Consider the following 19,420-nt stretch of genomic DNA (forward strand, 5'->3'; position numbering starts at 1 on the left):
AGTCAACGCCTCATGGGTGTTCCCACTCTGAAAGACCTTCTGGACGAAGGTGTTTCGGGCAGGGGTGTACTGGTCCGGTCGGATTTCAACGTCCCGCTCGACGGGTCGACGATCACCGATCCGGGTCGCATCCTCGCGTCCCTGCCGACGCTCAACGCGCTCATCGACGCCGGTGCCAAGGTGATCATCACCGCGCACCTGGGTCGTCCGAAGGGCGAGCCGGATCCGAAGTTCTCGCTGGCGCCGGTGGCCGCCCGCCTCGGTGAGGAACTCGGCCGCAACGTGCAGCTCGCCGGGGACGTCGTCGGCACCGACGCGCTGGCCCGCGCGGAAGGACTCACCGACGGCGACGTCCTGCTGCTGGAGAACATCCGCTTCGATCCGCGGGAGACCGCCAAGGACGACGCCGAGCGCGAGGCGCTCGCCAAAGCGCTGGTCGAGCTCGTCGGCGACGACGGCGCGTTCGTCTCCGACGGCTTCGGAGTGGTGCACCGCAAGCAGGCCTCGGTCTACGACGTCGCCAAGCTGCTCCCGCACTACGCGGGCGAGCTGGTGGCGGCCGAGGTCGACGTGCTGTCCAAGCTCACCGAAGAGGTGACGCGACCCTACGCCGTCGTCCTCGGCGGATCGAAGGTGTCGGACAAACTCGGCGTCATCGAGGCGTTGGCACCCAAGGTCGACACGCTGGTCATCGGCGGCGGTATGGCGTTCACCTTCCTTGCCGCACAAGGGCATTCGGTGGGCTCCTCGCTGCTGCAGGAAGATCAGATCGACGTCTGCAAGAGCCTGCTCGAGCGGTTCGGTGACGTCATCCACCTGCCGGTCGACGTCGTGGTGGCCGACAAGTTCGCCGCCGACGCCGAATCGGACACGGTGGCCTCGGACGCCATTCCCGACGGCTGGATGGGGCTCGACATCGGACCGGAATCGGTGAAGCGATTCGCCGCGGTCCTCTCGGGTGCCAAGACCATCTTCTGGAACGGCCCGTCGGGCGTGTTCGAGTTCGAGAAGTTCTCGGCGGGCACCCGCGGTGTCGCCGAGGCCATCGCCGGTGCGACGGGCAACGGCGCGTTCACCGTGGTCGGCGGCGGCGACTCGGCGGCCGCGGTCCGCACTCTGGGTCTGCCCGACTCCGATTTCTCGCACATCTCCACCGGAGGTGGCGCATCGCTGGAGTACCTCGAGGGCAAGGAACTCCCCGGACTGAAGGTTCTGGAGAGCTGATCCATGGCAACTCGTAAACCGCTCATCGCGGGCAACTGGAAGATGAACCTGAACCACCTCGAGGCCATCGCGCTGGTTCAGAAGATCGCCTTCGCCCTCCCGGCGAAGTACTTCGACAAGGTCGATGTGACGGTCATCCCGCCGTTCACCGACATCCGCAGCGTGCAGACGGTCGTCGACGGCGACAAGCTCCTGCTCACCTACGGTGCGCAAGACCTGTCGGCGCACGACTCGGGCGCCTACACCGGCGAGATCAGCGGTGCGTTCCTCGCGAAACTCGGCTGCACCTTCGTGGTGGTCGGGCACTCCGAGCGTCGCACCCTGCACAACGAGACCGATGAGGTCGTGCTGGCCAAGACGAAGGCGGCGCTCAAGCACGAACTCACCCCGATCGTGTGCATCGGTGAGGGGCTCGACGTCCGCGAGGCCGGCGACCACGTGGCCTACAACGTGGCGCAGCTCAAGGGATCGCTCGCCGGTCTGTCCGCGGCCGAGATCGCTCAGACCGTCATCGCGTACGAGCCGGTCTGGGCGATCGGCACCGGCCGGGTGGCGAGTGCGGACGACGCCCAGGAGGTGTGCAAGGCGATCCGTGAGGCGCTGGCGGAGATCGCCGACGCCGAGACCGCGGCATCGGTGCGGATCCTCTACGGCGGATCGGTCAACGCCAAGAACGTCGGCGACATCGTCGGACGTCCCGACGTCGACGGCGCGTTGGTCGGCGGTGCATCGCTGAAGTCCGACGAGTTCGCGACGCTGTCGGCGATCGCCGCGGGTGGCCCCTTGCCCTGACGGGTCGCACCCACGCGTACACTGTGGCAGGTTGGCCTCTTTTCGGGGGTTGACCTGCCACAGCTGTATGTAGGGGCTTTACGGAAGGGCGTTGCGACTCGTGACTGTGCAAGGTGCACTCGACATCGGATTGATCGTGACCAGCGTGTTGCTGATCGTGCTCATCCTGCTGCACCGCGGCAAGGGTGGCGGTCTGTCGTCGCTGTTCGGCGGCGGTGTCCAGTCCAGCCTCTCGGGCTCGAGCGTCGTCGAACGCAACCTGGACCGGTTGACGATCTTCGTCGGGCTCATCTGGGTGATCTTCATCGTCGGCGTGGGCGTCGACATCAAACTGTCCGGCTAGTCACCCTTCGCGCCTCGGGATGCCGCGCCCGTAGGTTGCCGGGATACTTGACGGCATGAGTGAAACCGTTCCCGCGCGGGGAGTCCCGGACTGGCGCCCATCGATCTCCATCGTCGACCACATCGTCGTCGACGACGAGGGCCGAGCACTCACCGAACCCCTACGGGAGGACATCCGCCTTCTCGGCGGGATCCTGGGTGACGTCGTCCGCGAACACTCCGGCAGCGACGTCTTCGACCTCGTCGAAGCCGCCCGCGTGGCCGCATTCCGGGTGCGCCGGAACGAGATCGACCGCACCGAACTCGCCGACATGTTCGTCGATCTGGACATCTCCACCGCGGTCCCGGTCATCCGCGCGTTCAGCCACTTCGCGCTGCTGGCGAACCTGGCCGAGGACATCCACCGCGAGCGGCGCCGCGCCATCCACGTCCGGGCCGGTGACCCGCCCCAGGACAGCAGCCTCGCCGCCACCTACCGCAAACTCGCCGATGCCGGTCTCGGCGACGACGAGGTCGGTCGAGCCCTGACCGACGCCGCGGTGATCCCGGTCATCACCGCACACCCCACCGAGACCCGCCGCCGCACCGTCTTCGAGGCCCAGAACCGCATCACCGAGCTGATGCGATTCCGCGGCCGCACCGAGCTGATGCCGGACGAGGACGCGGAGGTCACCGAGTCCATCCGGCGTCAGATCCTGACACTCTGGCAGACCGCCCTCATCCGCCTCGAACGTCTCACCATCCAGGACGAGATCCGTTCCGGGCTCCGCTATTACGACGCCTCGTTCTTCGAGGTCGTGCCCGCCATCAACACCGCGGTACGCACCGCGCTGCGCTCGACATACCCCGACGCCGGACTCGCCGACGAACCGATGATCCGGATGGGGTCCTGGATCGGCGGCGACCGCGACGGCAATCCGTTCGTGAACTCCGAGGTGGTGACCCTGGCCACCACGCTCGCCGCGCAGACCGCAGTCGGACATCACCTGGCCGAACTCGAGAGTCTCGCACAGGAACTCAGCATGTCGGCCCGGCTCATCGACGCCAGCGACACCCTGTTCGACCTCGCCGGGGCCGACGCCGACGACCCGGGGGCCGACGAGCCCTTCCGGCTCGCCCTGCGCTCCATCCGGTCCCGTCTGGTGGCGACCGCCCGGGAGATGTTCGACGACGACTTCCTCACCTCGAGCGACCTCTTCCTCATCGACGGGAAACAGCCGTACGGCGACGCCGCCGAACTCCTCGCCGACCTCGATGTGATCGACGGCGCGCTGCGCGCGAACAACGACGACACGATCGCCGACGACCGGTTGCTCGCCCTGCGAGAAGCCGTGCGCACCTTCGGGTTCCACCTGTCCGGACTGGACATGCGGCAGAACTCCGACATGCACGAGGAAGTGGTCGCCGAGCTGCTCGCGTGGGCGGGTGTGCATCCGGACTATGCGTCGCTCGACGAGACCGAGCGCGTCGAGATCCTCTCCGCGGAACTGCGTGCGCGTCGACCGTTGACCAGTCCCGACGCCGAGCTGAGCGAGCTGGCCACCAAGGAACTCGGAATCGTCCGGGCCGCCGCCAGGGCGGTCGCGACCTTCGGTCCCGCGGCCGTGCCCAACTATGTGATCAGCATGTGCACGTCGGTCAGTGACATGCTCGAGGCGCTGATCCTGCTCAAGGAGGCAGGCCTCTACGACGCGAATGACGGTTCTCCGCGGTGTAGTGTCCGCGTGGTTCCGCTGTTCGAGACGATCGAGGATCTCCAGCAGGGCGCAGCGACCCTCCTCGCCGTTCTCGACGTCCCGTTCTATCGGGCGATGGTCGAGTCCCAGAACGGGATTCAGGAGATCATGCTCGGCTACTCGGACTCGAACAAGGACGGCGGCTACATGGCCGCGAACTGGGCGCTCTGCCGCGCCGAGCTCGATCTGGTCGACGTGGCGTCGCGGTCGGGCATCAGGTTGCGTCTGTTCCATGGGCGCGGCGGGACCGTCGGGCGCGGCGGCGGTCCCAGTTACGACGCCATCCTGGCCCAGCCGCCCGGTGCGGTTCAGGGCTCGCTGCGCATCACCGAGCAGGGCGAGATCATCGCCGCGAAGTACGCCGAACCGGTCACGGCGCGGCGCAACCTGGAGACGCTGCTCGCCGCAACCATCGAGTCCTCGCTCCTGGACACCGAAGGCCTCGGCGACGAATCCGATTCGGCCTACGAAATCATGGACGACATCGCGGCGAAGGCGCGAGCCGCGTACAGCCGGCTGGTCCACGAGACCCCGGGATTCGTCGAGTACTTCACCACCTCGACGCCCCTGTCGGAGATCGGTGCCCTCAACATCGGCAGCCGGCCGGCGTCGCGCAAGCAGACCGAGAAGATCTCCGATCTGCGGGCCATCCCGTGGGTGCTCTCGTGGACGCAGTCGCGCGTGATGCTGCCCGGCTGGTACGGCACGGGCTCGGCGTTCGAGGAATGGGTCGGGGACGATCCGGAGCGGTTGGAGACGTTGCGGCGGTACTACGCCAAGTGGCCGTTCTTCCGCACCGTGATGTCGAACATGGCTCAGGTACTGGCGAAGTCGGACATGGGCCTGGCCCACCGGTACGCACAGCTGGTGCCCGACGAGGAGCTGCGCGAGCGGGTGTTCGGGATGATCGTCGACGAACACGAGCGGACGATCGCGATGTGCGCGAAGATCACCGGCACCGACGACCTGCTCCACGACAACGCCGCGCTGAAGCGGTCGGTCTACAACCGCTTCCCGTATCTCGAGCCGCTCAACCTGCTGCAGGTCGAGTTGCTGCGGCGCTTCCGTGCGGGGGAGGACACCCCGATCGTGCGGCGCGGGATCCAGCTCACGATGAACGGCCTCGCCACCGCGCTGCGGAACTCGGGCTAGCGGACGGTCACCGGATGTCGGCGGCGGCCGCGTCGTCGAGGAACCAGATGGTCTCCTCGGTGCCGCGCGCCCCGGCGGCGGGCCAGTCGGCCGGGTCCGCGCCACCGTGTGCGGCACCGACCGCCTCGGCCTTGTCGGCGCCGGCGACCAGGAACCACACCTGCCGGGAACGGTTGACGACGGGCAGGGTCAGGGTGATCCGGCGCGGCGGCGGCTTCGGCGAATCCTCGACGGCGACCACCGACTTCGTGGTCTCCGCGGTGGCCGCAGTGTGCGGGAACAACGAGTTGATGTGTCCCTCACCGCCCATGCCGAGCAGATGGAGATCGAACTCCGGCGCCACGCCGTCGCTCGACCGGCCGGCGAGAATCGCGGCGTAATCCGCGGCGGCGGCCTCGATGTCGTCGCCGAGCGGTCCGTCCGACGGCGCCATCGGGAACACCCGCGACGGGTCGACGGGCACGGTGTCGAGCAGCGCCTCGCGCGCCTGACCCGAATTGCGTTCCGGATCGTCGGCGGGGACGAAACGGTCGTCGCCCCAGTAGATGTCGACCTTGGACCAGTCGATGGTGCCGCTGTCGGCGGCGAGCGCCGACAGGAGGCCGATCCCGTTGCTGCCGCCGGTCAGCACCACACTCGCGACGCCGCGTTCGGCTTGGGCCCGGGTCACGAGGTCCACGAACCGGGTCGCGGCGGTCTCGACGAGTTCCTGCTTGGAGTCGAAGACGAGGGTCTCGGTGGTCATCGGGCGGCAACTCCTTCGGTGTCATCTGTGAACTCGACCTCGGGCACACCCTTGAGTGCTTCGATGTACACCTCGTCGGTGTCGAGTCGTCGTAGTTCCTCCGCGATACACGCGGGAAGTTCACGTCGGCCCATGGCGACGCGTCCATCGGGTTTGCCGGGCATCGTCAGCACGGCGTTGTTCTCCTCGTCGACGGCGAGGATGGTCGGACCCTCGTCGCGGTGGAGTCGGATCTCGAAACTGCCGCGGCGGCGTCGCGTCGGGACGTTCAGGGTGGACCGCAGCCAACCGGCGATCAGGTCCACCGAGGGCGAGTTCTGCGACCCGGTGACCACGACCTCGGTGATCGGGGTGTGCGGCGGCCGGTCGACCGCGGACGCGAGGATCGCGCGCCAGTGGGTGATGTGGGTCCAGGCGAGGTCGGTGTCGCCGGGGGAGTAGGTCTCGAGGCGCTGCGCCAGCACCGCGAGCGAGTCGCCCGCCTTGCTCGCGTCGACGATGCGCCGGTGCCCGAGTTTGCCGAGCGGATCGTCTGCGGGGCGTCGTGGCCCCTTGCCCGGCCACCAGGTGACGACCGGGGTGTCGGGGAGGAGGAAGGGGGTCACCACGCTGTCCGGATGGTCGGCGAGTTCGCCCTGCAGCGACAGCACGACCACCTCGGAGGCGCCGGCATCGCCGCCCACGCGGATCTGGGCATCGAGCCGTGAGTCGCCTTCGCGCACACCGCGATACACGACGATGACGCGGCTCGGGTGCTCGCGGCTCGCGCCGACCGCCGCCTCGATGGCCCCCTCCATCGGCTCACCGAGTTCGACGCACACGACCAGGGTGAGCACGCGACCCAGACTCAGCGCGCCGCCCGCGGCGCGCACCTCGATGATCTTCTTGGCGACCTTTCCGGTCGACGTGTCGGGCAGTTCGACGATCATCGGGAGGCCTCCTGAACGGATCGGACGGTGCGGGCGTACGGACGTCTCGTCACGGCCGACGCCACGCGCGACCCGTGCGGGCCATCATCTCCTCGGCCGAACGCGGCCCCCACGTCCCGGACTCGTAGGTGTCGGGCGACCCCGACCCGGCCCAGTGGTCGAGCACCGGATCGAGGATGCGCCACGACAGTTCGACTTCCTCGTTGACGGGGAACAGCGAGGGTTCACCCAGCAGGACGTCGAGGATGAGACGCTCGTACGCTTCTGGCGAGGCCTCGGTGAAGGCGGTGCCGTAGCTGAAGTCCATGTTGACGTCCCGGACCTCCATGCTCGACCCGGGGACCTTGGAACCGAACCGCAAGGTGATGCCCTCGTCCGGCTGGACCCGGATCACCAAGGCGTTCTGACTCAGTTCCTCGGTCATGGTCTGGTCGAACGGCAGGTGCGGAGCGCGCTTGAAGACCAGTGCGATCTCGGTGACGCGACGGCCCAGGCGCTTTCCGGTGCGCAGATAGAACGGGACCCCTGCCCAGCGGCGGGAGTCGACCTCGAGGGCGATGGCGGCGAAGGTCTCGGTTTTCGAGTCCTTCGCGAAACCCTCCTCCTCCTTGAGGCCCGGCACCTTCTCGCTGCCCTGCCAACCCGGTCCGTACTGACCGCGGGCGGTGTTCTCGTCGATCGGCAGGACGTTGCGCGTCGCGGCGAGGACCTTGATCTTCTCGGCCTGTAATTGCTTGGGCTCGAAGGAGATCGGCTCTTCCATCGCGACCAGGGCCATGAGCTGCAGCAGGTGGTTCTGGATGACGTCGCGCGCCGCGCCGATCCCGTCGTAGTAGCCCGCCCGGCCGCCGAGTCCGATGTCCTCGGCCATGGTGATCTGGACGTGGTCGACGTAATGCGAACTCCACAGCGGATCGAACAACTGATTGGCGAACCGCAGGGCCAGGATGTTCTGGACGGTCTCCTTGCCCAGATAGTGGTCGATCCGGAACACCGACGACTCGGGGAAGACGTTGTTGACGATCGCGTTGAGTTCGCGTGCGGACTCGAGATCGTGACCGAACGGCTTCTCGATCACCACCCGTCGCCAGCTGTCGCCCGTCGGCGTGGCGAGACCGCTGCGCTCGAGCTGCTCGCAGACCGTCGGGAAGGCCCCCGGCGGAATCGACAGGTAGAACGCGTGATTGCCGTCGGTCCCGCGTTCGACATCGAGCGACTTGAGCGTGTCGCGCAGCCTGTCGAAGGCGGCGTCGTCATCGAATGCGCCCTGCACGAACCGGAATCCCTCGGCGAGGCGTTCCCACACCTCTTCGCGGAATCCGGTCCGTGCGTGTTCACGGACGGCGTCGTGGACGATGGCGCCGAAGTCCTCGTCGGTCCAGTCGCGCCGAGCGAAGCCGACGAGGGCGAACGACGGTGGCAGGAGGCCGCGGTTGGCGAGGTCGTAGACCGCCGGCATCAACTTCTTGCGGGCGAGGTCGCCGGTGACCCCGAAGATGACCAGGCTGCATGGTCCCGCGATGCGCGGCAGCCGTTTGTCCTGCGGGTCACGGAGCGGATTGGTCCACGAACCGGTCCCGGTTGACTCCTCGCCTCCCGCCACCTGGGGTCAGCCCTTGTTCGCCGCGGACAGTTGCTCGGCGGTCGCGCTGAGCAGGTCGTTCCACGCGTCCTCGAACTTGCTGACGCCCTCGTTCTCCAGGACCAGGAAGACGTCGGTCAGGTCGACGCCCACGGCGACGAGCTTGTCGAAGATCTCCTGCGACTCGGCGGCGAGACCGATGATGGACTCGGTGTTCACCCAGCCGTGGTCGGCGAAGGCGTCCATCGTCTTGCCCGGCATCGTGTTGACCGTGTTGGGCGCGACCAGTTCGCTCACATACAGGGTGTCGGGGTAGTCGGGGTTCTTGACGCCCGTCGACGCCCAGAGTGCGCGCTGCGGGCGGGCGCCCTTGGCCAGCAGCTCGGGGAACCGGGACTCGACCTCGAAGACCTGCTGGTAGGCCGAGTAGGCGAGACGGGCATTGGCCAGTGCTGCCTTGCCCTTGAGCTCGGTGGCCTCCGGGGTGCCGATGGCGTCGAGTCGCTTGTCGATCTCGGTGTCCACCCGCGACACGAAGAACGAGGCGACGGAGTGGATGCGGGAGAGGTCGTGGCCGGCCTGGGCGGCGGCGTCGAGGCCGTCGAGGTAGGCGGCGATGACCTTCTCGTAGCGCTCGACCGAGAAGATCAGCGTCACGTTCACGCTGATGCCCTCGGCGATGACCTTGCTGATCGCGGGGAGCCCGGCCTCGGTGGCCGGGATCTTGATGAGCAGGTTCGGCCGGTCGACGATCTTCCACAGCTCGACGGCCTGTGCCACCGTGGCGTCGGTGTCGTGGGCGAGGCGCGGATCGACCTCGATCGACACGCGTCCGTCGACGCCGTCGGTCGACTCGTAGGTCGCGGCGAGCACGTCACAGGCGTTGCGCACGTCGTCGGTGGTGACCGTCCGGATGGTGGCGTCGACGTCGGCGCCCCGTGCGGCCAGTTCGTTGACCTGGTCGTCGTAGGCATTGCCCGACGACAGCGCGGCCTGGAAGATCGACGGGTTGGTGGTCACCCCGACGACCGACTTGGTGCTGATGAGTTCGGCGAGGTCACCTGAGCTGATCAGGTCCCGGGACAGGTCGTCCAGCCACACCGACACTCCGGCGGCGGACAATTCGGCGAGCTTCTCGTTCTGGGTCACCATTCTCTCCTCTTCGGGTTGTGGTGCGCTCAGCCGGCGACAGCGCGCTCGGCGGCTGCGGTCACGGCCTCGGCGGTGATGCCGAACTTCGTGAACAGCACCTTGTAGTCGGCGGAGGCGCCGAAGTGCTCGATCGAGACGATCTCGCCGCCGGCGCCGACGATGCGGTACCAGGGCATGGCGATGCCGGCTTCGACGGCGACGCGCGGAACCGACGGCGGCAGCACGTGGTCGCGGTAGCCCTGCGGCTGCTCGTCGAACCACTCGACACAGGGCATCGAGACGACGCGGGCCTTGATTCCCTTCTCCGCCAACGCCTTCTGCGCGTCCACGGCCAGGTACACCTCGGAACCGGTGCCGATGAGTACGACCTGCGGGTCGCCTTCGGAATCGCTCAGGACGTATCCGCCGTTGGCGACGCCCTGCGCCGAGGTGCCCTCGAGGATCGGGATGTTCTGGCGGGTGAGCGCCAGGCCGACCGGGTGGTTGCGGCGGGTCAGCAGGTGCTGCCAGGCGTACGCGGTCTCGTTGGCGTCGGCAGGACGCACGACGTCGAGGTTCGGGATCGCCCGCAGTGCGGCGAGGTGCTCGATCGGCTGATGGGTCGGGCCGTCCTCGCCGAGGCCGATCGAGTCGTGGGTCCAGACGTAGATCGGATCGATCTCCATCAGTGCCGCGAGGCGCACGGCGGGACGCATGTAGTCGGCGAACTGCAGGAAGGTACCTCCGTAGGCGCGGGTCGGCCCGTGCAGGGCGATGCCCGAGAGGATCGATCCCATCGCGTGCTCACGGACACCGAAGTGCAGGGTGCGGCCGTAGGGGTTGGCCGACCACTTCTTGGTGCTGATCGAGGTCGGTCCGAACGACGGCTCGCCGTCCATGGTGGTGTTGTTGGAGCCGGCCAGGTCGGCCGAACCGCCCCACAGCTCGGGCAGCACGGGCGCGAGCGCGCCGAGCACCTTGCCCGAGGCGCTGCGGGTCGCGACATCCTTGTCGCCGACGTTCCAGCTGGGCAGCACGTCGGTCCAGCCCTCGGGCAGTTCGTGGGCGGTGAGCCGGTCGAACAGCTTCTTGGCGTCGGGGTTCTTCTCCGCCCAGGCATCGAACGACGACGTCCACGCCGTGCGCTCCTCAGCGCCGCGGTCGATGAGCTTGCGGGTGTGGCCGATCACCTCGTCGGTGACCTCGAAGTTCTTCTCCGGGTCGAAACCGAGGACCTTCTTCGTCGCCGCGACCTCGTCCTCACCGAGCGCCGCGCCGTGGGCCATACCGGTGTTCATCATGTTGGGGGCGGGGTAGCCGATGATGGTGCGCAGACAGATGATCGACGGCCGGTCGATGACCTGCTGGGCCGCCTCGATCGCCGCCTCGATGGCGACGATGTCCTCGCCGCCCTCCACGGTCTGCACGTGCCATCCGTAGGCCTCGTAGCGCTTCGCGACATCCTCCGACAACGCGATGTCGGTGTCGTCCTCGATCGAGATCTGGTTCTGGTCGTAGAACACGATCAGGTTGCCGAGCTGCTGCGTTCCGGCCAGCGAGCTGGCCTCGGAGGTCACACCTTCTTCGATGTCACCGTCGGACGCGATGACATAGATGTAGTGGTCGAACGGACTCTTTCCCGGGGCCGCATCGGGGTCGAACAGGCCGCGCTCGCGTCGGGCTGCCATCGCCATGCCGACCGACGAGGCCAAACCCTGACCCAGGGGACCGGTGGTGATCTCCACACCGCGCGTGTGGCGGAACTCCGGGTGGCCGGGCGTGAGGGAATCCCAGGTACGCAGCGCCTCGATGTCGGACAGCTCGAGACCGAACCCGCCGAGGTAGAGCTGGATGTACAGCGTGAGGCTCGAATGACCGCACGACAGCACGAAGCGGTCGCGGCCGGCCCAGTCGGTGTCGGTGGGGTCGTGGCGCATCACCCGCTGGAACAGGGTGTAGGCGAGGGGAGCGAGGCTCATCGCGGTGCCGGGGTGCCCGCTTCCGCACTTCTGCACTGCGTCAGCCGCCAGCAGCCGGGCCGTGTCGACGGCGCGGGTGTCGAGTTCGGTCCAGTCGTCCGGGTGGCGGGGGGTGGTCAATGCGCGGATCTCGTCGGTGTCGGCCACGATGCTGATTGTCTCCTGTGCCTGCTCGGTGCTTGTGTACTCGGTCCGTCTCGGACACATGGCGATCGGTACCCGGGGCGATCGGTACCGGGGCCATCCGTCTTCGGGCAACCGACGATCGTCGGCGTGTATGAGTCCAGAGTAATCGGCGCCGGGCCCGAGCTGCGCGCCGACCGATGGTTACCGGCGAGTTCAGGTGTCGTCGCCGGTCGCGGTGCCGCAGCCGGCGTCGCCATGCCTCGATTCACGGTTCGCAAAGGCAAACGTCTACCATGCTCTGTAGTAGCCCGCGGGCGTCTGTGCGGGCGGACGAGGAGTGTTCGTGAGGATAGGGGAGCGTGTGAGCGGGGACAGTTCCGCCGCATCTCACTCGACCGACACCGCATCGAATCCGCAGGTATCGACCGATCCGGTCGCACCGGGAGATCAGTCGTGGGCCGGGCGCGTGCGTGCGACGGTGCTCGCCTACATCGCACTGACCAAGCCGCGTGTCATCGAGTTGCTTCTCGTCGCGACGATCCCGGTCATGCTGCAAGCCGATCGCGGTCACGTCGACATCGCGGTCATCGCGTTCACGCTGATCGGCGGCTGGCTCGGTGCCGGCAGTGCCAACACCCTCAACATGGTCGCCGACGCCGACATCGACAAGAAGATGAAGCGCACCGCCCGGCGTCCGCTGGCCCGCCGTGCCGTCGCCCCCCGTAGTGCCCTGATCTTCGGGCTCGTGCTGTGGGCGGCGTCCTTCGCGGTGTTGTACTTCGCCGCCAATCTCCTGTCGGCACTGCTCGTCTCGGCGACCATCCTCTTCTACGTCGGTGTCTACACGCTGATCCTCAAGCGTCGTACCTGGCAGAACGTGGTCTGGGGCGGTGCCGCCGGGTGCATGCCCACGCTGGTCGGCTGGGCCGCGGTCACCGGGTCGCTGAGCTGGCAGCCGATCGTGCTGTTCGCCGTCATCTTCTTCTGGACGCCGCCGCACACCTGGGCCCTCGCGATGCGTTACAAGGACGACTACAAGGCGGCGGGCGTGCCGATGCTCCCCGTCATCGCGACCGAAGAGCGCGTCACTCGGCAGATGCTGATCTACACCTGGCTGACCGTGGTGAGTTCGCTCCTGCTGATCCCGGCGACGAGCTGGATCTACACCGTGATCGCGCTGGCTGCCGGCGGCTGGTTCCTCGAGCGCGTCCACAAGCTCTACCGCGACACCAAGCGCGGCGCCGAAGTCGCTCCGCTCAAGGTCTTCCTGCAGTCCAACGAATACCTCGCGATCGTGTTCTGCGGTCTCGCGATCGATGCGGTCGTCGGACTGCAGACGATCTCGTCCTACTTCTGAGCCCGGGTCACGCTCCGGCGGGCAACAGCACCGTCGTGCCGGTCGTGACGCGTGCCTCCAGATCCGAGTGGGCTGCCGCCGCGTCGGCCAGCCGATAGCGCTGTCCGACGCGCACCTCGACGCTGCCGTCGACGATCGCCTCGAAGTACTCGCCCGCACGCCAGTCGAGTTCGTCGGCCGTGTCGGTGAAATGGGCCAGCGTCGGCCGGGTCACCGACAGCGATCCCGCCGGGTTGAGACGCTGCAGATCGAATGGCGGAACCGGCCCGCTCGCCGCCCCGAAGAGCACGATGATCCCCCGGACCGCGGTCGACGCCAGCGACTGCTCGAAGGTGTCGGCGCCGACGCCGTCGTAGACCACCGGCACGCCGCGCCCGTCGGTGAGGTCGCGGACGCGGGAACTCAGGTCCTCTCCGTAGCGCAGAACGTGATCCGCCCCGGCGGCGCGCGAGAGTTCCGCCTTCTCATCGGACGAGACCGTCGTGATGACCGTCAGTCCGCGGCGCTTGGCGAGCTGGGTGAGGATCAGTCCGACACCGCCGCCACCGGCGTGCACGAGGATCGGATCGCCGGCCTGGGGATGAGCACTCCCGTCGAGGAGATAGTGCGCGGTGAGACCGCGGAGCAACGACGAACCGGCCACCGCGTCGTCGACCGCGTCGGGTACCGGGACCGCCTTCGAGGCCGGGACCGCGACAAGCTCGGCGTACGAACCCGGGGCCGCACACCAGGCGACCCGCTGACCTTCCTGCAGCGACGTCACATCCGAGCCGGTCGCGACGACGACGCCCGCGCCCTCGGTACCGGGGATGTAGGGCGGTGTGGAGGGGTACAGGCCCCGGCGCAGATAGGTGTCGATGAAGTTCACGCCCACCGCTGCGGTCCGGACGATCACCTCGTCGGCGGCCGGGATGGGATCGTCGACACTGCCGAAGGTCAGGACGTCGGGTCCTCCGTGGCGGGTCACCTGGATAGCTCGCACGACACCGTTCTACACGCCGGGATCGCCCCGGTATGCTGACCCCCATGACGAACACCACCGACGACGAGAAGTCGGGCACACAGCAGAAGGTCGAGGCGCCCACCGAGGTCGTCGCCTCGGTACGCAAGTTCGTCGAGCGCGAAGGTGGCAGCGCGAAGGTCGTCCTCCAGGCGATCGGGGACGCCGGTGTGCGGATCACGCTCGTCGGCGACGCCAACGGCATCCTCGGGGACCGGGTCGTGCCCGACCTCGCGACCGCGCAGGCCGTGGTCGACGCCGTCGACGGTCTCGAGATCGCCGAATGGGACCGTGACCTCACCTCGGAGACCACGGTGTCGACGTCGCACTACCGCAAGATGGCGGGTTGGGTCGCGCGGCAGAAGCGCTTCCCGCGTGCGCGCAACCGCGCCATCCTCTGAGGCCGGAGTTCGATCAGGCAGGCTCGCGCAGCGGGTCTGCCTTTTTCGTCGCCGGATCCTTGACGATCGGGTTCCGCGCGATCAGGAGCTGCCAGGTGGCGCCGATGAGCAGGACCGCACTGCCGAACATGTGCGCGATGACGAGGGCGATGGGCAGATCGGTGGCGAACTGCACGAACCCGATCAGGCCCTGGAGCAGCAGGAGCAGCATGAACACCACTGCCGAGCGCTGTTGCGGCCGTGCGAAGACCCGTGCGTAGACGAGGGCCGCGATCGCGAGCCCGACGAGGGTGAAGACGGCGTCGGCGTGCAGCTGTGTCGCGTTGCCGGGGTCGAGACCGTTCCGCGGGGCGTCCACATCGCCGGCGTGCGGGCCGGAACCGGTCACGACCGTGCCGAGGTAGATCGTGCCCCAGGTGACGAGATAGACCAGCCAGGCGAGGTAGATGCCGAGCCGGCGCGTGGCGGTCGAGGGGGCGTCGGCATCGGGCGCGGTGGGCGTCGGATACGGACGCATCCGGTAGACGAGCACGGTGGATGCGGAGACCAACGCCATGGACAGCAGGAAATGCAGCGCGACGACCCACGGGTTGAGCTGGGTCAGGACCGTGATCCCGCCGATCACCCCCTGGAACGGGATACCGAGCGCGATGAGGGTGACCAGCCACTTGTCCCGGCGCGCCGCTCCGGCCGACCGCAGGACGGCGACCCAGGTCGCGATCGCGATGACGATCAGCACGAAGGTGAGCAGACGGTTGCCGAACTCGATCGCGCCGTGCATGCCCAGTTCGCCGTGCGGCACGAACGACTCGTCGGTGCACCGCGGCCAGGTCGGGCAACCGAGGCCCGAGGCGGTCACGCGCACGGCGCCGCCGGTGACCACGATGCCCACGTTCGAGACGAGCAGGGCGATGGCCCAGCGATGCACGAATCGTGCCGTCGGCCGGCCGAAGCCGGGGACGAACCGCCACGGACCGGTCAGCGGCCGGCGCGCGTCGCCGGCGGCCGCGGCATGATCGCCCGACCGGGCCGTGGCCGGGGCGTTCGAAGTATCGGATGTCATCGGAATCGGAACCACCTCACCGCCAAGGTGCCGGCCACCGCGGCCCACACCAGCAAGACACCCACCCCGAAGGCGTCGAACGAACCCTCCGAGGCCATCTCGAGCGCCTCGCTCAGTGCCCCCGACGGGATGCACCGCGCGATCCAGTGCACGGCGTCGGGGATGTTGGAGTCGACGACGACGAGACTGCCGAGGCCGATGAACGCGAACCACAGCAGGTTCGCCAGTGCCAGCACGACCTCGGCCTTCAAGGTGCCGCCGAGCAGCAGCCCGAGAGCCGCGAAGCACGCGGTGCCGACCGCGAGGACCACCGCACCGATGAGCAGACCGACGGGGCTCGGTCGCCAGCCGAACGCGGCGCCGATCCCACCGAGGATCACCGACTGCAGCGCGACCACCACGAGGACCGCGATCGACTTGCCGGCGATGATGCCCCAGCGCGGTATCGGCGTCGCGCCGAGGCGTTTCAGCGCGCCGTAGCGACGGTCGAACCCGACGGCGATCGCCTGTCCGGTGAACGCCGTCGACATCACCGCGACGGTCAGGATCGCCGGGACGAACAGCGCCGCCCGCTCGGCGGGGCCGTCGCCGAACCCGGTGTCGATCGGCAGCAGGCACAGACCGACGAGCAGCGTGATCGGGATGAACATCGTGAGGAGCAACTGCTCGCCGTTGCGGAGCAGGAGCTTGAGTTCGAGGCCGCTCTGCGCGGCGATCATCGCCGGCAGCGACGCCGCCCGGGGAGCGGGGCGGAACAGACCGTCGGGGAATGTTCCGGCAGCACGGTCGGCGGGGCGGGGGAGCCCGGTGGGTGCGGATGAGGTCACGGTCGAAGGGTCCGTCCGGTGAGATCGAGGAAGACGTCTTCGAGGCTGCGGGTCTCCACGCGCAGATCGGTCGCGAGGACGTTGATCTTGGCGCACCAGGCGGTCACCGTGGCCAGCACCTGCGGCGTCATCGGACCGATGACCAGATACGAGCCGGGGGTGGCCTCCGTGCAGTGGTAGTCCTCGGGCAGGGCCAGCACCAGCATCGACAGGTCGAGTCCACGTGGTGCGGTGAAGCGCAGTTCGTTCTCGGCGCCGGTGCTGGTGAGGTCGGCGGGTGTCCCGTCGGCGACGACGCGGCCGTGATCGATGATCGCGACGTGGTCGGCGAGTTCCTCGGCCTCGTCCATCAGATGAGTCGTGAGCAGGACGGATGCTCCGTCGGCCCGGAGCCGGTCGATGAGTTCCCACACGACGAGGCGGGCGTGGGCATCGAGTCCGGCGGTCGGTTCGTCGAGGAAGACCAGTTCGGGGCGGCTGACGACCGCGCAGGCGAGGGCCAGGCGCTGCTGCTGGCCACCGGACAGACGTCGGTAGGACGTACGACCCACCTCGGTCAGCCCGAGTGCGTCGAGCAGGAAATCGGGATCGATGGGATCGGCCGAATACGCGGCCACCAGGCGCAGCATCTCCTCGGCCCGGGCTCCCGGGTAGGCGCCACCGCCTTGCAGCATGACGCCGATGCGGCGCCGGAGCGCGTCGTTGTCGGCGATGGGATCGAGACCCAGGACGCGGACGCTGCCGGCGTCGGGTGCGGTGAAGCCCTCGCAGATCTCGACGGTCGTGGTCTTGCCCGCGCCGTTGGGACCGAGCAGGGCGAGGATCTCGCCGCGTTCGAGGGTGAGATCGAGCCGATCGACCGCGGTGCGATCACCGAAGCGCTTGACCAGACCGCGGACCTCGACGGCCGCCGCAGTGGCGGCCGGGGTGCCGGCGGAGGCGGCTGACCCGGGATCGCGGAGCCGACGATCGTTCACCCGATCGTCGTCGTTGATCTGCCGAGAGGTCGTGCTGCGCACACTGGTCAGACTAGGCGCTCGGAGCCCAGGGACGAAAAGCGGTGACCGGGCACACGGCGCATGCGCTCATCGTCGTGCCGACGCCGACCCGGCCGTCGCCTCGTCGTCGTCCGACACGGGCCCGCGGCGGCGTCGCCGACGGGGCGCGCGGTCCTCGAAGAACAGGGCGGTGAGAACCGCGACCATGATCACGCCGGCCAGAAGTCCTTGTGCCAGAACCACTCCGCTCGTGTTGGAACTCGTGGGCATCACCACGATGGCGATGATCGCCGACGCCGCGATGGTGGAGATCCGGAACCAGGCGCCGGTGGCCCACGCGGCCAGCGGGATCACGGCCCACAGGAGGTACCAGGCCTGCACGAACGGGAAGAACAGCACGACTGTGGCCATCGACACACCGAGTGCGCCGAGTGGGTGGAGCCGGCCGCCGAGCGTGGCGAGCATCCACCGGACGATGAACAGGGCGGCGACGAGCTGGCCGATGGGCCGGGCCACCTCGAGGATCGCCTGCGTGTGCTCACCGAGGCCGAGGGTGACACCGATCCGGCCGGTGGTCACCGACAACAGGGTGGGCATCGACATCCACGAGCGGACGATCTCGCCCGTCGACAACGTGCCCGTCCAGCCGAAGCCGAGCCCGGTGCCGAGGGAGATCCCCATCATCACGATGCCCAGGACCACCACGTAGAAGGCCGCCGACGCGCTCAGCACGTACACCGTCCACCGGGAGCGACCCCACCATTCCCGGATCGGCGTGTGGCGGAGCACGGGCAGGGTGGCGCCCCACCGCATGGCCAGCGCGATGCCGACGAAGCCCAGGGCGAGCATCGAGGTGACCTTGATCATCGCCGACGCCGCGAGTACCGCACCGCCGCCGATGAGCAACCAGCCCGCTCGGGTGGGGACGAGGGTCCCGGGTCGGCGGAGTCGTTCGGCGCCGTAGATGGCGCGGAAACTCAATTCGAGACCTACGAGCATCAGGCCGAGCATGAGGGCCTCGTTGTGGATGCCCCCGACGAGATGCAGGATGACCAGCGGGTTCATCGCGCCCAGCCAGAGTGCGGCCACCGACGAGACCCCGCAGCGGCGGGCCAGGCGGGGGAGTGCCCAGACGATGAGCGCGACGCCGATCAGTGCGACGACACGGTGCAGGAAGATCGCGGCGGTGATGTTGTCGCCGGTGACCTTGGTGATGCCCTCGCCGATCCACAGGAAGAAGGGGCCGTAGGGCGCGGGGGTGTCACGCCAGAGGTTGGGCACCGACCTGGTCAGGATGTGGTCCACGCCGAGTCCGCGGACCGGACTGACCGAGTACGGATCCATGCCCCGGAAGGCGATGGCGCTCTGCGCGAGATACGAGTAGATGTCCTTGCTCAGCAGCGGCGGCGCCACGATGATCGGGGCGATCCACAGCATGAGGGTCCGGTCGGCCTGGCGGCGGCTCATGCGGCGCTCCGGGCTCCGGCCGTGGCGGACCTCGACGCTGAACCTGCCGACTGCGAACCGGCCGAGCAACAACCACGCGACGACCAGGGTGATCGCGCCGCCGATGGACAGCGCGAGGGCGGTGCCGAACATGCGTGACGGCAACGACAGGACGCGCATCCCGGCAACGGGGTTCTGCAGTACGGGTACCGCACCGGTCCCGAGGGCGCCGATGAGGATCAGTACCGAGCCGGTGGCGCCGAAGAGCTTGATCCGGCGGAGCCGGCGGGTCTCCTCGGCGTTGAGCGGGCCGACCTCGCGCTCGTCGTCGTGTAGGCGGGCCACGGTCTTGCCGTAGTCGCCGGGTTCGGCGCCGGCAGCGGCAGGGCGCTGTTTGCGCAGTCCGAGATAGTCGAGCAGGGCGACCAACCGGGTCCACACGAGTCCGAAGTAGTCCGGCACGCGGCGCGGAGCTGTGGTTTCGGGCACACGACGACTGTAATCGCCGGGCGTGGTGGCCTCTCGACCCCCTGCGATAAGGGCACCCTTGCTGGCAGTAGGGAAGTAATTACGTCACACTCGTGTTGTGA

16 protein-coding genes are annotated in these 19,420 nt (G+C 68.3%); 6 read left to right on the forward strand and 10 right to left on the reverse strand.

The features are described from left to right. Positions 1 to 12: 12 nt before the first annotated feature. The 4 genes from AS181_RS04225 (at position 13) to ppc (ending at position 5,246) form a co-directional block, all read left to right on the forward strand. Positions 13 to 1,224, forward strand: coding sequence for a phosphoglycerate kinase (locus tag AS181_RS04225; protein ID WP_058250366.1), 1,212 nt, complete (start codon positions 13 to 15; stop codon positions 1,222 to 1,224). 3 nt (positions 1,225 to 1,227) lie between these two features. Further along, positions 1,228 to 2,016 carry a triose-phosphate isomerase gene (gene tpiA / locus AS181_RS04230; protein ID WP_058250367.1) on the forward strand — a complete coding sequence of 263 codons (789 nt, stop codon included), beginning with the start codon at positions 1,228 to 1,230 and terminating at the stop codon, positions 2,014 to 2,016. 106 nt (positions 2,017 to 2,122) lie between these two features. Next, positions 2,123 to 2,359: a preprotein translocase subunit SecG gene (secG, locus tag AS181_RS04235; RefSeq protein ID WP_010841002.1), complete on the forward strand. Its 237-nt coding sequence runs from the start codon at positions 2,123 to 2,125 to the stop codon at positions 2,357 to 2,359. A gap of 55 nt (positions 2,360 to 2,414) precedes the next feature. Continuing rightward, complete coding sequence (ppc, locus tag AS181_RS04240) at positions 2,415 to 5,246, forward strand: phosphoenolpyruvate carboxylase (protein WP_058250368.1); 2,832 nt, start codon at positions 2,415 to 2,417, stop codon at positions 5,244 to 5,246. A gap of 7 nt (positions 5,247 to 5,253) precedes the next feature. Here the strand turns inward: ppc and pgl are convergent, their stop codons facing one another. Genes pgl through tkt form a run of 5 tightly spaced genes read right to left on the reverse strand, consistent with a single transcriptional unit; the run spans position 5,254 to position 11,759 of the window. After that, positions 5,254 to 5,991 carry a 6-phosphogluconolactonase gene (pgl, locus tag AS181_RS04245; RefSeq protein WP_058250369.1) on the reverse strand — a complete coding sequence of 246 codons (738 nt, stop codon included), beginning with the start codon at positions 5,989 to 5,991 and terminating at the stop codon, positions 5,254 to 5,256. Beyond that, positions 5,988 to 6,920 carry a glucose-6-phosphate dehydrogenase assembly protein OpcA gene (locus AS181_RS04250; protein WP_058250370.1) on the reverse strand — a complete coding sequence of 311 codons (933 nt, stop codon included), beginning with the start codon at positions 6,918 to 6,920 and terminating at the stop codon, positions 5,988 to 5,990. The genes pgl and AS181_RS04250 overlap by 4 nt, the downstream gene beginning before the upstream one ends. Before the next feature lie 49 nt (positions 6,921 to 6,969). After that, positions 6,970 to 8,523 (reverse strand): glucose-6-phosphate dehydrogenase, encoded by a 1,554-nt coding sequence (zwf, locus tag AS181_RS04255; protein WP_058250371.1) that lies wholly within the window; start codon positions 8,521 to 8,523, stop codon positions 6,970 to 6,972. 6 nt (positions 8,524 to 8,529) lie between these two features. Further along, positions 8,530 to 9,651 carry a transaldolase gene (tal, locus tag AS181_RS04260; RefSeq protein WP_058250567.1) on the reverse strand — a complete coding sequence of 374 codons (1,122 nt, stop codon included), beginning with the start codon at positions 9,649 to 9,651 and terminating at the stop codon, positions 8,530 to 8,532. Positions 9,652 to 9,680: 29 nt separating this feature from the next. Then, a complete protein-coding gene (gene tkt, locus AS181_RS04265; RefSeq protein WP_058250568.1) occupies positions 9,681 to 11,759 on the reverse strand; it encodes a transketolase in 2,079 nt (692 codons plus the stop codon). A gap of 340 nt (positions 11,760 to 12,099) precedes the next feature. On the opposite strand from tkt, the gene AS181_RS04270 reads away from it, so the two are divergent. Continuing rightward, complete coding sequence (locus AS181_RS04270) at positions 12,100 to 13,095, forward strand: heme o synthase (protein WP_058250372.1); 996 nt, start codon at positions 12,100 to 12,102, stop codon at positions 13,093 to 13,095. A 7-nt stretch (positions 13,096 to 13,102) separates the two neighbouring features. On the opposite strand, the gene AS181_RS04275 is transcribed toward AS181_RS04270, so the two are convergent. Continuing rightward, entirely contained in the window at positions 13,103 to 14,077 is a 975-nt protein-coding gene (locus AS181_RS04275; protein WP_058250373.1) for a quinone oxidoreductase family protein, read from the reverse strand. 32 nt (positions 14,078 to 14,109) lie between these two features. Here AS181_RS04275 and AS181_RS04280 point away from each other — a divergent pair, with 32 nt between their 5' ends. Next, on the forward strand, positions 14,110 to 14,496 hold the full coding sequence (locus tag AS181_RS04280; RefSeq protein ID WP_058250374.1) for a hypothetical protein: 387 nt from the start codon (positions 14,110 to 14,112) through the stop codon (positions 14,494 to 14,496). Positions 14,497 to 14,509: 13 nt separating this feature from the next. On the opposite strand, the gene AS181_RS04285 is transcribed toward AS181_RS04280, so the two are convergent. The 4 genes from AS181_RS04285 to mptB form a co-directional block, all read right to left on the reverse strand. Then, complete coding sequence (locus AS181_RS04285) at positions 14,510 to 15,559, reverse strand: COX15/CtaA family protein (RefSeq protein WP_058250569.1); 1,050 nt, start codon at positions 15,557 to 15,559, stop codon at positions 14,510 to 14,512. Further along, on the reverse strand, positions 15,556 to 16,386 hold the full coding sequence (locus tag AS181_RS04290; RefSeq protein WP_058250375.1) for an ABC transporter permease: 831 nt from the start codon (positions 16,384 to 16,386) through the stop codon (positions 15,556 to 15,558). The genes AS181_RS04285 and AS181_RS04290 overlap by 4 nt, the downstream gene beginning before the upstream one ends. Then, entirely contained in the window at positions 16,383 to 17,363 is a 981-nt protein-coding gene (locus AS181_RS04295) for an ABC transporter ATP-binding protein (RefSeq protein WP_442902773.1), read from the reverse strand. Before AS181_RS04295 ends, AS181_RS04290 begins: the two co-directional genes overlap by 4 nt. 108 nt (positions 17,364 to 17,471) lie before the next feature. After that, positions 17,472 to 19,292 (reverse strand): polyprenol phosphomannose-dependent alpha 1,6 mannosyltransferase MptB, encoded by a 1,821-nt coding sequence (gene mptB, locus AS181_RS04300; RefSeq protein ID WP_058250377.1) that lies wholly within the window; start codon positions 19,290 to 19,292, stop codon positions 17,472 to 17,474. Between the last annotated feature and the right edge of the window lie 128 nt (positions 19,293 to 19,420).

Source organism: Gordonia sp. SGD-V-85 (genome assembly GCF_001456905.1).
GTDB lineage: Bacteria > Actinomycetota > Actinomycetes > Mycobacteriales > Mycobacteriaceae > Gordonia > Gordonia hongkongensis.

Excerpts from the sequence above, each read along its gene's own strand:
- AS181_RS04225 (WP_058250366.1), top strand. The coding sequence starts at position 13 with ATGGGTGTTCCCACTCTGAAAGACCTTCTGGACGAAGGTGTTTCGGGC.
- ppc (WP_058250368.1), top strand. The coding sequence starts at position 2,415 with ATGAGTGAAACCGTTCCCGCGCGGGGAGTCCCGGACTGGCGCCCATCG.
- tpiA (WP_058250367.1), top strand. The coding sequence starts at position 1,228 with ATGGCAACTCGTAAACCGCTCATCGCGGGCAACTGGAAGATGAACCTG.
- AS181_RS04285 (WP_058250569.1), bottom strand. The coding sequence starts at position 15,559 with ATGACATCCGATACTTCGAACGCCCCGGCCACGGCCCGGTCGGGCGAT.
- pgl (WP_058250369.1), bottom strand. The coding sequence starts at position 5,991 with ATGACCACCGAGACCCTCGTCTTCGACTCCAAGCAGGAACTCGTCGAG.
- AS181_RS04280 (WP_058250374.1), top strand. The coding sequence starts at position 14,110 with ATGCTGACCCCCATGACGAACACCACCGACGACGAGAAGTCGGGCACA.
- AS181_RS04250 (WP_058250370.1), bottom strand. The coding sequence starts at position 6,920 with ATGATCGTCGAACTGCCCGACACGTCGACCGGAAAGGTCGCCAAGAAG.